The 13,666-nt window shown below is 54.6% G+C and carries 17 protein-coding genes; 5 read left to right on the plus strand and 12 right to left on the minus strand.

What is annotated here, in order from left to right; translation table 11 throughout:
* The first annotated feature begins 204 nt into the window (after positions 1–204).
* Together RHH27_RS06765 and RHH27_RS06770 are read left to right on the plus strand one after the other, a co-directional pair.
* Positions 205–1,107, plus strand: coding sequence for a Tic22 family protein (locus RHH27_RS06765; protein WP_302676396.1), 903 nt, complete (start codon positions 205–207; stop codon positions 1,105–1,107).
* A 9-nt stretch (positions 1,108–1,116) separates the two neighbouring features.
* On the plus strand, positions 1,117–2,184 hold the full coding sequence (locus tag RHH27_RS06770) for an esterase-like activity of phytase family protein (protein WP_302677866.1): 1,068 nt from the start codon (positions 1,117–1,119) through the stop codon (positions 2,182–2,184).
* On the opposite strand, the gene RHH27_RS06775 is transcribed toward RHH27_RS06770, so the two are convergent.
* The gene (locus RHH27_RS06775) at positions 2,181–3,248 is read right to left on the minus strand and encodes a phosphotransacetylase family protein (protein ID WP_302677867.1); all 1,068 of its coding nucleotides are present in this window, start codon (positions 3,246–3,248) and stop codon (positions 2,181–2,183) included. The two genes, RHH27_RS06770 and RHH27_RS06775, sit on opposite strands and share 4 nt — an antisense overlap.
* A 45-nt stretch (positions 3,249–3,293) precedes the next feature.
* Positions 3,294–3,668 (minus strand): type IV pilus biogenesis protein EbsA, encoded by a 375-nt coding sequence (gene ebsA, locus RHH27_RS06780; protein WP_206199506.1) that lies wholly within the window; start codon positions 3,666–3,668, stop codon positions 3,294–3,296.
* Positions 3,669–3,806: 138 nt separating this feature from the next.
* Here ebsA and RHH27_RS06785 point away from each other — a divergent pair, with 138 nt between their 5' ends.
* Positions 3,807–4,139 carry a DUF760 domain-containing protein gene (locus RHH27_RS06785; RefSeq protein ID WP_206199507.1) on the plus strand — a complete coding sequence of 111 codons (333 nt, stop codon included), beginning with the start codon at positions 3,807–3,809 and terminating at the stop codon, positions 4,137–4,139.
* Between the two features lie 33 nt (positions 4,140–4,172).
* Complete coding sequence (locus RHH27_RS06790) at positions 4,173–4,601, plus strand: hypothetical protein (RefSeq protein WP_302676393.1); 429 nt, start codon at positions 4,173–4,175, stop codon at positions 4,599–4,601.
* On the opposite strand, the gene RHH27_RS06795 is transcribed toward RHH27_RS06790, so the two are convergent.
* Positions 4,598–4,894 (minus strand): TM2 domain-containing protein, encoded by a 297-nt coding sequence (locus RHH27_RS06795; protein ID WP_225901511.1) that lies wholly within the window; start codon positions 4,892–4,894, stop codon positions 4,598–4,600. The genes RHH27_RS06790 and RHH27_RS06795 overlap by 4 nt on opposite strands.
* Before the next feature lie 75 nt (positions 4,895–4,969).
* On the opposite strand from RHH27_RS06795, the gene RHH27_RS06800 reads away from it, so the two are divergent.
* Positions 4,970–6,253 (plus strand): glycosyltransferase, encoded by a 1,284-nt coding sequence (locus RHH27_RS06800; protein WP_206199509.1) that lies wholly within the window; start codon positions 4,970–4,972, stop codon positions 6,251–6,253.
* Here RHH27_RS06800 and RHH27_RS06805 read toward each other — a convergent pair.
* From RHH27_RS06805 to RHH27_RS06845, 9 genes are all read right to left on the minus strand, one after another.
* Positions 6,241–7,464, minus strand: a complete 1,224-nt coding sequence (locus tag RHH27_RS06805) for a methionine gamma-lyase family protein (RefSeq protein WP_302677868.1) — start codon at positions 7,462–7,464, stop codon at positions 6,241–6,243. The two genes, RHH27_RS06800 and RHH27_RS06805, sit on opposite strands and share 13 nt — an antisense overlap.
* Positions 7,465–7,511: 47 nt before the next feature.
* The gene (gene cruG / locus RHH27_RS06810; RefSeq protein WP_302677869.1) at positions 7,512–8,720 is read right to left on the minus strand and encodes a 2'-O-glycosyltransferase CruG; all 1,209 of its coding nucleotides are present in this window, start codon (positions 8,718–8,720) and stop codon (positions 7,512–7,514) included.
* Positions 8,717–9,037: a cell division topological specificity factor MinE gene (gene minE, locus RHH27_RS06815; protein ID WP_206199511.1), complete on the minus strand. Its 321-nt coding sequence runs from the start codon at positions 9,035–9,037 to the stop codon at positions 8,717–8,719. Before minE ends, cruG begins: the two co-directional genes overlap by 4 nt.
* Positions 9,034–9,837 carry a septum site-determining protein MinD gene (gene minD / locus RHH27_RS06820; protein WP_206199512.1) on the minus strand — a complete coding sequence of 268 codons (804 nt, stop codon included), beginning with the start codon at positions 9,835–9,837 and terminating at the stop codon, positions 9,034–9,036. Before minD ends, minE begins: the two co-directional genes overlap by 4 nt.
* A 38-nt stretch (positions 9,838–9,875) precedes the next feature.
* A complete protein-coding gene (gene minC / locus RHH27_RS06825; RefSeq protein WP_206199513.1) occupies positions 9,876–10,664 on the minus strand; it encodes a septum site-determining protein MinC in 789 nt (262 codons plus the stop codon).
* Positions 10,661–11,449: a nuclear transport factor 2 family protein gene (locus tag RHH27_RS06830; protein ID WP_225901512.1), complete on the minus strand. Its 789-nt coding sequence runs from the start codon at positions 11,447–11,449 to the stop codon at positions 10,661–10,663. Before RHH27_RS06830 ends, minC begins: the two co-directional genes overlap by 4 nt.
* A gap of 33 nt (positions 11,450–11,482) precedes the next feature.
* Positions 11,483–12,325 carry a Ycf66 family protein gene (locus RHH27_RS06835; protein WP_302677870.1) on the minus strand — a complete coding sequence of 281 codons (843 nt, stop codon included), beginning with the start codon at positions 12,323–12,325 and terminating at the stop codon, positions 11,483–11,485.
* Positions 12,326–12,428: 103 nt separating this feature from the next.
* Positions 12,429–12,554 carry a photosystem II reaction center X protein gene (locus RHH27_RS06840; protein WP_190278187.1) on the minus strand — a complete coding sequence of 42 codons (126 nt, stop codon included), beginning with the start codon at positions 12,552–12,554 and terminating at the stop codon, positions 12,429–12,431.
* An 88-nt stretch (positions 12,555–12,642) separates the two neighbouring features.
* The gene (locus RHH27_RS06845; RefSeq protein WP_302677871.1) at positions 12,643–13,641 is read right to left on the minus strand and encodes a phosphodiester glycosidase family protein; all 999 of its coding nucleotides are present in this window, start codon (positions 13,639–13,641) and stop codon (positions 12,643–12,645) included.
* Positions 13,642–13,666 lie beyond the last annotated feature (25 nt).

Below are 13,666 nucleotides of genomic sequence, written 5' to 3' on the forward strand. Positions count from 1 at the left end.
GAAACTTGCCCCTTGTCCCTTGCGTCAAATTGGCTTAGGGTGGGAAAGCAAAGGGAGTACTTCATATGTAAAAATACTCACTTGTTACGTGCATAAGTTTTGGTGTGAGTTAGGTACTACAGGGCGATCGCCCCTCTCTCCACACGTGAAGAATGGGATTGGGAGAGTTAACCGACTGCAATCAAGCATGAATTAGGAGACTGTATGAAAAGATTGGCACACTTGGGTGTTTTGGCAGGGTTAGTGAGTAGCCTATGGCTAGCACCCGCCATCAGCCGCTATGACATTGCCACTGCCTTGCCCGAAGAACAAGTGTTGCGCATCCTCAACAATGTGCCCATTTTTATGATCACCAATGATAAGGGGGAACCGCTGACCTTTGAGATGCCCAATCCCCAAGATCAAAGCAAGAAAATTCAAGTTTTTACCTTCTTTGTCAATCAGCAGGATGCCCAAACTGCCCTGAACACCATTAAAACCCAGCAACCGGAGGTGGGTCGCGTGGCGCGGGTCTCGGCAGCCGCCCTCAGTGGGGCGGTGAAAATTGCCCTCGAAAGCCAAAAAAATCCTGCCATTGGTGTGGACATTATCCCCTCCAGACCACAACTGGAAGCAGCGGTGAATCTGCTCAAACAAAGTGGCGATCTAGTGGAACGCGATGGCAAAATTCTCACCAAGGATGGTAGGCCGTTCATGGGCGGTACCCCCCTCTTTTTCCTAGCAGATAGCAAAACAGGCAACCCCATTGCCATTGAAGCCCAAATGCGCGAAAACGGCCAGACCCGCACCCAGCGGTTTATTCCCTTTTACTTTGATAAAACCCAACTCCAACGGGAAGTGGATCAAGCCCGCCAGCAGCGTCCTGAACTGGCCAAGGATACCGGGATTCGCGTCGTCATGCTGGATAATTTGGTGGCAACCATGTTGAGCACCAACGATCCTGTGGCGGGTCAAATTCAACTGGTACAAACCCCTGAGGCGATTCAGTTTGCCGTGCAACAGAGCGGTGGCAATAATGCCCAGCGACCCAATCAAGCGAATCAACCCGCGTCTCCCCAGCGCCCAAATCAACAGGGGGGCGGTCAAGGCACAAACCGCAACCGCTAAGACACACCCATGCCCTGGCGACACCTGCTAACGGCAATTCTGCTCCTTGGCTTCCTGTGGGGATGTGCCCTCCCTCAAGTGCGAGCAGAGGAGCGCCTGTTTCTGAATGTCGGGGTGGAATTTCGTGGCGAAGTGCAATTAGCTGTTGGCAGCCAGTGGCAGAATACCGAGGTGGGGGGGCTGTCGGGTTTGACCTACAATCCGCATCAACAACAGTTCTATGCCATTAGTGACGATCGCCAGCAACCTCGGTTTTACACCCTCGAAATCACTCCCGAAACCATTACCCCCAAGGACGTAACCTTTCTCCAGCAGCCTAATGGTGAGGTGTATCCGCCCAACACTGCCGACACTGAGGGGATTGCGCTGACGCCTGAGGGGCACCTTGTAATTAGCAGTGAAGGGGTAACGGCCACGGCTAGCCCCCCTTGGATCAAAGAGTTTGAGCGCGCGAATGGACGAACCATTGCAGCTCTCCCTATGCCCAAGTACTATCTCCCCAATGGTCAGCAGGGCATTCGCAATAATCTTGGTTTTGAGGCACTGACGCTTTCGCCGGCGGGCGATCGCCTGTTTGTCGGCGTTGAATCGGCCCTTGCCCAAGATGTCCGCCCCAATATCCCCATTTACTGCCGCCTGCTCCATTACCTGCGGGGGGATGTTGCCCCTGTGTTGGTGGCGGAGCATCTCTATCCCTTGGAACCCTCAGAGGCCGTGTTTAATGGCCTCGTGGAGCTACTTGCCCTTGACAATGGTGGCCATTTTCTGAGCTTGGAGCGCACCTATAGTCCGGGAGCAGGGCATGGCATCAAGCTCTTTGAAGTATCCCTAGCGGGGGCGACAGATACCCTTGGCATGGCCACGTTACCGGTTGATCTGCGCACTCTCCGCCCTGTGCAGAAACGGCTGATTTTGGATTTCAAGACGCTGGGGATTCCCTTGACCAATTTGGAGGGGATGAGCTTGGGTCCCCCCTTGGCCGATGGGGCGCGATCGCTCTACATCATTGGCGACAACAACTTTGATGGCAAGACACCGACCCAAGTCCTGATTTTTGCCTTAACCTTCCAGCGCTAGGCCTCAACGGTCAAGAGTCCCAGTTGTGCTAACAGGCGATCGCCCTCCACATGCTCCTGCATCATTTGTTCGACGCATTTGACTTTAGCGATTTCATGGAGGCGCACCTGACCAAAGGCACGATCCACAATTTCCACGGCTGTTAGGGTGTCTAAGTCCACCGAGAGAATGGGAATTTCCAACTCTTCGGCACGGGCAAGAATCGCAGGGGAAGGCGGCAAATGCCCCGTGAGGATCAGACAGTGGGTGGAGGTCTCCAAGGCCGCCCATTGAATATCGGTGCGATCGCCCCCGGTAATCACCGCCATATTGTTCGCTTTACGGAAATACTTCAAGGCAGCACTGACGTTCATTGCCCCAATGGTGAGTTCTTCTACCAGCAAATCCAAGCGATCCGGACGGCACAAAACTTCGGCATTTAACTGGCGTACCAATTCCTTGACACTGACACTGCGCAGCAACTGACTGCGGGGCAACATACCAAAAACTGGAATTTGGTGTGCCTCGAGATATTGGCGAATGGCAGGCAAGGGTTGGGCTTCAGGTTGGGGAATATCGTTGATGATCACCCCCAATAGGCGATCGCCCAATTCCGACTTGGCGAGGAGGAGCGATTCCACCACCAAGGGGGACTCGTAGCGCACCACCAGTAAAATGGGTGCATCCAACACCGCTGCCATCTGAGCTAACCCCAAATCAAACAGCCGCCCCTCGGCTAATGTGGCTGGCCCTTCGAGGAGCACCAAGTCTTCACTGTTGATATTGTGATAAGTCGCTAGGGCTTGGCGATAATCCTGCTGATCTGTGCCCATGAGCCGTGCCTTGATGGCTTCTGGCGTCAGCGTGAGCAATGTCGGCCGCACATTCTCTAGGTTGAGGGTTTCCTGTAAAAAACTGACATCGGCTTCAGTGTCTTCACTCTCGGTAGCGGGTTGGTAGGTGCCTAAGGGCTTACCATAGGCAATGCGCAGATGGCGATCGCGACAGAGCTTGGCCAAGCCTAAAACCGTTGCCGACTTACCGCTATAGGGCACAATGGAACCAATTAATAAATGCTTCGCCACCGTTTAGTTACTCCTCCCACAACCCCAACCCTGAACACGCTATCCTTAGTCAAGCCGTAACAGCTTACGATAAAACGCTTTTGAAAAATCGGCAATACGATGTTTTTTATAGTTAATAATTACATCAATGAGATGATCCACCAGTTCAAACGTGGTGATGGACATTTCGTACTGGAGATCAGGCGAATTATCAAAGGTCACCGTACAACGGGATAAATCCGCCGGCAAATTGGCGATTGTCCATGTGGCAATAAAATCAACATTGTTACCGCCTTCAATCCCCCGTTGTCCCTCCAACTTCCCCAAACGGTAGAGGGCGATGCCCAAGGGCAGCAGCGGACGTTTCTCAGCACGCATATAGGGGGCAAAGATATTGACTTCCCGGGGGTTGGCAGGCTGAAGCTGATCGAGGGCGGTCATGCAAGAATCCTTGTGTATTCAGTCTCACCGAGTGCTGAGGTCTATTCTACAGGTAGAGCAGGTAGCACGGGAGTCTTCGCTCTAGTAGCGCATTTCGGTTTGGTAACATATAGTTAACATAACTAACGAGCACTGCCTATGGTTTTTGATCCCGGAAACGCTAATTTCTACCAGTCTTCTACGGATGATGGGCAGCCCAATCTGCTCCTGAAGTACCTGCAAAGCCAATCGCCAGAAGTTTTGACCCGTATTGCCCGTTCCGTCAGTCCAGAAATTCGCCAAATTATCAGCCAGAATGTCCAAGGTCTCGTGGGCGGCCTTCCCTCCGAGGATTTTAATGTCCAAATTGCCACCGATCGCGACAATCTTGCGGGATTATTGGCCTCAGCCATGATGACGGGGTATTTTCTGCGCCAGATAGAACAGCGCATGGAACTGGAAATGAGCCTCGGCGATCTACCTATGCCCTAGGGTCTACCCACATACTTATTGTGAGTCTTGCTTGTGTCCGATCCTTGGCAACAGTTTAAGGCACTGCCTTGGCGATCGCTGGTGCCCACAGGTCTTCTTGTTGCCCTGCTTGCAGCGCTGTTTGATACGGGGCTTTACTATATTGCCGGTGCCATCGCATCTGTCGGCGAGGCGTTGATCATCCTACTTCAGCCTCCTTTGGGTCTGTTAGTCCGCCTTGGTCTGAGCATTGGCCTTGGAATGGTGGCAGTGATCTCTTTGGAGGTGTGGTTTAACCCAGCGCCGATCTATAGCGGCACCCTCTGGGCGTTATTTCTGTGTGTCCTAATGGCCAGTGTGTTCTTGAGCTTTTTTAGCGGCACCTTGGGACTGCGACCCCTATTTTTTCCACTCACAGAGGTGTTCCTGATTGGCACAGCCGTGGGGATTTTTTGGCAAGGTCGTCGCTACTGGCGGTATTAATTCGCCTCCTCAAGACGAGACGCGGGGAGCTTCGGAACGACGGCACTAATCTCAGGATTGAAGGTGGCATCAAAGGCATCGGCTCCCTGAAACAAATACCACACGGCCTCAATCACACAGGCAATGCGAGCAATGCTACCCAGAGAACCGTAGGGCACCGTCGAAAAGAGTAGCCCCAGCATGAGGTAAACGCCACCCCACAGGGGTTGGCGCAAATAAAACTTATGGAGTCCGGGGAGAAAGATGCCGGCCAAGGCTAAGAGAATGGCGATCGCGCGATTACGGTAGCCCATTATTGCTCACTGTGAATGACTCTAAATGCGATATTCAGTTAATCTTTAGCAAAACGCAACCTTGAGGAGTCTGGATTGCCACAACCACTATCTGTTGCTGTCTTTATTTGCCTAGAATGGCAACCCAATGCCGGGGGACACGTCAAATGTTGGGAACGTTTTGCGGCAGCTGCCAGCCACTACCCAGACCGCGTTGACCTGACCATTTACTTCCTTGGTGCCAAACAGCAAACCCTAGAGGTAGCAGCCAATGTTCGCTACCAATTGCTACCGCCCCAGTTCAGCACGCACTCACTGGAAATTATGCGCCAAGGGGCAGGCGTGACCGATGTAGCTCCCTTGCATTGGGGATTGCGCCGTTATTTACCCCAACATCAGGTGTTTCACATTACGGATACTTTTAGCTTTGCTCAAACGGTGCGCCGCTTTTGTCGCCAGTACCATCGTCCTCTCCTCAGTTCGATTCACACGGATTTGCCCTTATTGACCCGCACCTATTCGCGGGAAATTATTTGGCGCATGAGTGGCCGCAGTTGGGGGCGAGAATTTTGGCGGTGGCTATGGCTGGAGAAATTACAAGTGGATCAGTGGTTTGGTTACCGAGCCGAACGTAAATTAGCGGGTTTTATGCGTGCTAGCGATCGCGTCTTGGTCTCGCGGCAGCAGGATGCCGATTGGCTGCTCACGTTTTTGCCCCCTGAGCGGGTGGCGTGGTTTCAGCGGGGCATCGATCGCGATCGCTTTCATCCGCGATTTCGCAATCCCCAATGGCTACGGGAGGAGTATCACCTGCCAGAGGTGCCGATCGCGCTTTTTGTCGGTCGGGTAGATGCCAGTAAAAATGTGCTCCTGTTGGCGCAGGCAGCTCAAGTGTTAACCAATCAAGGAAAGGCATTCCATGTGTTGATTGTTGGCGAAGGGGCACAGGCTACCCTTGTCAAAGACCTTTTGGGCGATCGCGTCACCCTCACAGGCAAGGTACCCCAAGAAAAATTAGGGGCAATTTATGCCAGCAGTGATCTATTTGTCTTTCCCTCAGAGTCGGAAACAGGGCCCAATGTAGTGGTGGAAGCACGAGCGGCAGGATTACCCGTCGTTATTTCTGGGTTTGATGGCGGGCGCAAATATGTCCAAACCTCAGGGGAGGATGGGGTGGTGGTTTACAGTCGCGACCCCCAAGATTGGGCAGCCGCCATTACCCCGCTGTTAGATGATGCCCCCTATCGCCAGCGGATGGGAACACAGGCACACCAGATCACCCAAGCAACGTGCCCCACGTGGCAGGACGCCTTTGAGCAGAGCATTTTGTGCCAATGGGAAGCGGTTGCCCAAGCCTACGGCTGGCCTCAAAAAGCCTGATCCTCTAGGAGAGCCTCTAAAATCAAGGCCATATGGGTCCAGTGGGTTCCCCCCTGACAAAAGACAATATAGGGTGGACGCAAAGGGCCATCGGCAGACAGTTCCGACGTGCTGCCGTCAATAAACGTGCCCCCAGCCATCACTAGATCATCGGCATAGCCGGGCATGGGCGCAGGTACAGGATCAAGATAGGAACCCACCGGGGAGTAACGTTGCAACGTACGGCAAAAGGCAATCAGCTTTTCAGGACTGCCCAATTGGATCGCTTGAATGACATCGCGGCGGGGGGCAAGGGGGGCGGGGTTGACGGGATAACCCAATTGGTCAAAGACATAGGCCAAGAGATGGGCGCACTTGAGGGCTTCGCCGACCATTTGCGGTGCTAAGAACAGCCCTTGAAAGAGCAGACGATGTTGATCAAATGTGGCACCCCCTTCGTGGCCAATCCCCGGTGCCGTAAGGCGATAACTGGCTTGCTCAATGAGATCAGCGCGTCCTGCTAAGTAGCCCCCCGCGGTGGCGATCGTGCCGCCGGGATTTTTAATCAGAGAACCCGCAATCAAATCGGCGCCAACATGGGGCGGCTCTTGGGTCTCGACAAATTCGCCGTAGCAATTATCCACAAAACAAACCACATTGGGATTTTGCCCCTTGATCAGTTGGATCATTTTGCCAATGTCCTCAAGGCTGAGGCTCGGCCGCCATGTATAGCCACAGGAGCGTTGAATGAGCACCATGCGGGTTTGAGGTTGAACACAGGTGGCGATCGCCCCCCAATCCGGTTCGCCCGTACTCAGGAGGGGAATCTGGCGATAGTGAATCCCAAAGTCCTTGAGGGAACCTTGGCCGCGACCCCGCAGGCCAATCACCTCTTCTAGGGTGTCGTAGGGGGCACCCGCAAGGGAAATCAGTTCATCCCCAGGGCGGAGCACACCAAACAGGGCGGTGGCAATCGCGTGGGTACCAGAAACAAATTGCACCCGCACCAAGGCCGCCTCAGCCCCCATCACCTGCGCAAAAACGCGATCCAGCACCTCACGCCCTAGGTCGCCATGACCATAGCCCGTCATGCTACTGAAGTGATGCACCCCCAGCCGCTGCTGCCGAAACGCCCCTAGAACCCGATCCAAATTTTCCTTAACGCGGCCATCAATTTCGTTAAACGTTGGGGCAAGTGCCTCTTGGGCAGCAGTTACAAGTGGAGTTTTCACGTCGAGACTAATCATTGAGCAACGGCAAGTGTCATAAAGATAAAGACTTAAACCAAAGTCTGAGTCTTGGCAGGATAAATGCGTCCTCGCCACTGCTTAGGGCGTTGCCAAGAGGAGAGGGTAATTCGCAGGGCGGCGAGGGGATCCGCAAGGGGAGACAGCCAAAAGAGCCAGTGCCCTTGACCCGTCTGCCAATCATAGACAGGGGCGATCGCCAGTGTCATGCCGCAGCGGATCAGCACCAGCAAGCCATTGAGCAGTGTCGCCATCTCTAAAGGAAGGGTGGGAGTAGTCATTGCCAGTGCCATCAAGCCCAAAATCAACAGGGGCAACGGTAATCCCTGTACTGCCCAGAGGAAATAGGCATCGCCCCAGAGCTGGGCGGCTGGGGTGGCATCCTTGAGATCCAGCGATCGCCCCCATTCTCGCCATGTCTCCGCCATGCCCTCATACATCCGCACCTTGAGCACCTTGGAGCCATCGCGAAAGGCCACCCGTGCTCCCCTAGCTGCTGCCGCCCGCACTAACGTTACATCATCACAAAAGGAGGAAGCGGCAACTTGGTAGCCGCCCATTGCCTCGAGGCGCGATCGCCGAATGAGTAGGCACTGACCATTGGCCAGAATCCGCTTCGGCTGAGTTTCCACAGCGCGCGCTGCGCCAAAGCGGTAGATCAGCGTCAAGAGCAACGCCGGTTGCAGCCACCATTCACCGCCGGTCTTGAGGATAAAGCGAGGCGAGAGAGAAATCAGATCCAGTTGCTCCTGCTCTGCTGTCGCCAAAAGACTAGCTACAAGGCCGGGTTGCGGTTGGGTATCCGCATCAATGCCCAAAATCCACTCACTATCGGGATGGGCACGACAAAAGCCCGTATGTAAAGCCCAAGGCCGCCCCACCCACCCCGGCGGTAAGGGGGGATCAAACTCCAGTCGCAGACGCGGATCGCGGTGTTGTGCCGCGTGCACGATTTCAGCCGTGCCATCTTGGGAATGACTATCAACAATCAGAATTTCCCGCACCTCATAGCCTTGACGCATTAAGCCCTCTAAACAGGGTTGCAACCGCTGTGCCTCATTGAGGGTGGGGACAACAATTGAGACTTTGGCTAAGTTCTCTGGGCGGGAGGGCTGGGGGGTTAAGGGAGTCGGTCGTCGCCAACCTGATCCTAAACGGGCGATTAAAACAGCCGCCCAAGGTGCCTGTGCCAGGATCGCGGCGCTGGCGATCGCTGCTATGCCAACTGCAACGGTACTCAATTTTCTTCTGCCTCGTCCTCTGCTGGCGAATTTTCGGGGGGCGGAACATCCTCTGGAGACAGTTTCAGCCGTTTAATCGGTAAATTGGCAATCAAAGCCGTTGTCCGCTGATCCGACTCTAGGGAAACCGCTAGCCCCTCCGTTTCTAGCTCCACATAGCGGGAGACCACCTCTAAAATATCGCGCCGCAGATTGTCCAAAATTTGCGGTGTCAGGGCCGTGCGATCGTGGGCAAGAACTAACTTTAAACGCTCCTTGGCAGTGGTGCGACTGGGGGGAGTACGGGTAAACAGCCGCTCTAAAAGTTCACTGATCATCCCTTTGCCCCAAACAAGCGTCGAATGCGACCAAAGAGTCCACCGCTTGCCGCCTCTAAATCAAGAAACTCAACCTTTTCCCCCTCCAAGCGACGGGCAATATTCATAAAGGCCTGCCCCGCTAGGGACAGCGACTCTGCCAAGACCAAGGGTTCCCCTTTGTTGGTGGAAACAATCACCTTCTCATCCTCGGGGACAATGCCAATCAGGGGAATCGAGAGAATTTCTTGGACATCTTCGACGGACATCATATCGTTGGCAGCCACCATTGCTGGGCGTAAGCGATTCAAAATGAGATGGCTATTGCGAATGCGGTAGGCCTCCAGCAGGCCAATCACGCGATCGGCATCCCGTACAGCGGCAATTTCTGGCGTGGTCACCACCAAGGCTTCCTGCGCAGGGGCAATGGCATTGCGAAATCCCGCCTCGATCCCCGCTGGACAATCAATGAGCACGTAATCATAGTGCTTGCTCAGGGCTGAGGCCAACTGTCGCATCTGTTCTGGGGTAATGGCATCCTTATTGCGGCTTTGGGCTGCGGGCAGCAACACCAGCCTATTCAGGCGTTTATCGCGCACAAGGGCTTGATCCAAGCGACACTGCCCGGTCAGCACATCAATGGCGGTGTAAACCACGCGATTTTCCAAGCCGAGTAGTAGGTCAAGGTTGCGCAAGCCAAAGTCGGCGTCAATGAGCACCACCGATCGCCCCAATTTGGCCAAAGCCACACCAATATTGGCACTGGCGGTTGTTTTCCCCACGCCCCCTTTGCCCGAGGTAATGACAATCGTGCGCCCCATTGAACTCCCTAGGAATTGGCTTACTAGAATAGATTATCTCAAGGTGCCTCGGATACGGCGAAGGCTCGCCCCCAAGTATCGGCGGGGGCAATCTGAATCCCTTGGTCTGTGGCGTAGGCCACCTCTGGATAAGGCGGGTTTGGCGGCTCTGGGGTACGTGCCAACAGATCAGCAATCCGTAACTGTGTGGCTGCCATTTCAAGGGTCATAATCCGTGCTCCCCGATTGCCCTTGGCACCGGCGTGGGCGATACCGCGTAATCGCCCCCAGACGATAATATCGCCGGCAGCAATGATACTGGCTCCTGCATTGACATCGCCAACAATCACCACAGTGGCGTCATGGTGAATTTCCATGCCTGATCGCAGGGTTGTTTTCAAGTAAAGGGGGTTGGCCATGGGGTCTGAGTCCCCCTCAGTCTCTTTTGCAATTAAGGGTGGCAGTTCCCCCTGCTGGACACTGTAGCCAAGGGTAGCGGCAGCGATCGCCGTCTGGCGGCGTTCGGTAATAATCTTGTCCAGTCGCAACTGATGCTCGCTGAGAGCCTCGGCCAACTGTTGAAGCTGTGACTGATCTAAAAGCCGCTGTCCGCAGGCACAATCTACGGGTAAGGTCTCTGACCAGAGGTGTTCTTGACCGACAAGGTAAAGTTGCAACTGCGGCCACAGGTCAATCCAGTCTAAATCGGCCGGCAACGTGAGTCGGTAGCGCCCTCCACAGTGTTCTAAAGCAAGGCCGCTGACAATGGGTGTGCTTTGCTCCACCTCAAGAGTTACCGCAGGGCTTTCAGCAGGTTCCTCTACGGGGGTTGACTCAGACTCACTCATGGTTTTTCCACTCGCAGTCGCTGTGTAATCAGAACCATGCCCGTATCGCGAATTAAGGCCACAGAGACCCAGCGATTACCGGCTTCTTGAGGCGCACGTCCCACCTTAAAAATCCCGCCCGCAGAGAGGAGTTCCAATTTGACGGGGCTAGGATTGGCGTAGGTTTGGGCGTTGATGGGCTGATCGCTGGCGGCGCCGAGGAGAATAGCATTGCCAATGGGTTCTTGCACAATCGCATCAAGGCTAAATTCTTCACCCGCACGCACGGCTTGGGGGAGGGAGAATTGCACCGTAGGCGGTGTCGCACCAATCGTGATCGTAGTTTTTTCGCTGGTAATGTCTTGGCGGATGATTTTGCCGTTGCGGATGACTTGGGTGGCTTGCAGGTTGCCACGAATGTTTTGCGGGCGATCGCTCGTGCCGCCGGCTCCTTCAATGGTTGTACTAATCTCTAGAATCCACTCATTTCCCTGCTGTTGCCAACGGTTCACCGTCGTGCGGTAGCGGATGTCACGGTAGGGTTGCCAAAACGTCGGCAGTTGTTTGCGCAAAATTTCAAGGGTGAGGCCGTCCCCTGTTTTGAACTCAGGGTCATAAAAGGCTAGCACTGCCTCTAGATTCTTTTGACTGGCTGCTGTATCCAACCCGTTAAGGAGGGATTGCAACGATTCTGGCAGAGCAGCCGGAGTGGCTTGCGCGAGGGGAGCCGCCCAAGTCTGCTCCTGTATCCCCCCACAGATCACTGCCAAGCCAAGAACTGAAACCAAAAAAGAGCGACGCATCATTCACTGCCTTTGCGACTCGTTTGCCATTAAGGTCTATTCATCAAAATTGGCGGAGTTATCTTGCTCGTCAGTGGGAGGACGATCCAAGGGTTGATAGGGCACATATTCACTGCCATCCGTTGTGCCTTCCGGACGGGGGCGGGGGGGTCGCCGTCGCACAGGGCGATCGCTCACTTCCGCAGTTTCCGTAATCGGCGGCGGCGGTCGGCGGGTTGGCCGGCGGGTTGTCGGTGTTGGTGGACGATAGGGTTCATCGACAATCTCATCTGCCGGTGGTGGGGTCGGTCGCGGACGCCTTGAAGGGGGACGCCGAACACTGGGGCGGCTAGGGGGTGGGCTACTGCGGCGTGAGGGTAAACGTCCGACCGGGGGGGCATCCTCTACATCCTCGTCTTCATAGCGCGATCGCGACACCTCACGACTACCCCGAATTCGCCGCAGGGGTGGGTAATCCTCCTCCTCTTCCTCTTCATCCTCGTAGGGCTCGAGTTCCTCCAGCTCCGCTCGATAGGTGTAGCTACGGCTCACGGGTCGCTCTTCATCCACAATCGGGGTATTTCGCCGCGCCTGCTCAGTGGCCACCCGTCGTAGCCGAATACTCTCGTAGGCAAAAAAGGCAGCGGTGCCTGTTAGTAGAAACTGGCCAAACAGCAGAATTGGATCGAGGCGCCACCCTTGGAAAAAGAGAATCCCACCGCACAGAAGAGCCACTGCGGCGAAGAAAATATCGTGATCTCGCGCTAACTCTGGCTGAATCGAGCGCAGAAAATAGAGGAGCGCCCCCGCAACCGCTAGGCCAATGCCCAAAATACCAGCAGGCCCAAGCCCGACATTAACAATTTGACCAAGGAGGGGGGAAAAGGAAAGATACGTCATTTAACCGGTTGATTGAAGGGGCAAAATAAAACACAGAGTCACAGCGCTATGGCCATGACTCTATTTTAGCGATGATTGCAAAGCCCACCAGCTGCTTGGCTGCCTATGAAGAACGCTGCACTTTATCAATTTGACTAATGGTGATCAAAGCAGCGAAGGTTAAACCCAGCACCACCGCGCCGGACAATAGCCCAATAAAGAAACCTTTAAGAGAAGGGGTAATGGTCAACAGTAGAGGGTACGCAGAATGAATCATGGCTGTTGCTTGCAGGTCAAAGTGAACACTAGGATTTTAACAAAATCTGGCTTCGCTGCTATTAGACCCAGTGTCGCCAAGCTCGGAGTCGCGTCAGTAGCCGCTGCTGAAGGCGTTCCCAAAACGCAAAGGAAAGGACGCCTCGGGGTTGCTCTCGTGGGACTAAGCCGATATTTGCCCCGACCGGTCTGAGCGATCGCCCCATGGCCATCGCCGCTTCGCGAGCCTCTTCTCTAGGAGGAATAAACGTGAGGGTGGGAGCGGGTAGCCAACGCGCCAGTTCGCAATAGCGATCGCGGGGATGATTTTTTACTTGTCCCTGCACCACCAACGTCGTCGATTCGCCACCATCCACCGCCGTTGCATCAGTGACGCCCTGCTCCAGTAAAAACGCCTGAAGCTGTGGAAAGGAGAGCCCCGGCGAACCACCATTGCCCCGCCCATCGCTGACGACGAAAATATATTCATTGCCCCGTCTGCCGAGAATCGCCTTAGGAGAAGTGCGATCGCTGTCATCCACAGGTAGCTTCCTGCCGCCCTCTAAAAGCTGCTGCGAGCCACTCACCACATGAAACGGCTGCGCAGGTAAGCTGCCTCGGTAAAACTCCATCCCCCCTTGAGCCGGGAAATGCACAATCGCTAAATAGCCCCCCTCATAGGGACGCACCACCTGACCATTCACGATGTAGGCTCCGAGAACCCCCGCTGGAATCGTGCCTCGACCGCTTAAGCAGGTCTGCCGTAGTGCCCCATAGTCAATACCCTCAGGCTTTAATTCCCCCATAACCCATTTCTGATAGTCCTGAAAGGAACGCAGGGAATTCGCATTTAACCAGCGGAAGAAATTCGTATTCATCGCTGCCACAGCTCCCGTCCGCCGCGCAAAAGCCGCTGTCGTTTCTAAATAGGTATCTTGGCCATTGGGGGCAGGTTCTGTCATGACCACCCGATAATCCGCCATCGGCGCAGCCACCATATATACCTGCGTTTGATCCACTCTATGGGTCGAGTACTGAAGAGTGGCTAATGAGAGGCCAACCCAAGGCAACACACTCAGCATCTATTTTCCTCCAGCACAGCCTTCA

The sequence above is a fragment of the Thermosynechococcus sp. PP555 genome (assembly GCF_031583225.1).
Classification (GTDB): Bacteria; Cyanobacteriota; Cyanobacteriia; order Thermosynechococcales; family Thermosynechococcaceae; genus Thermosynechococcus.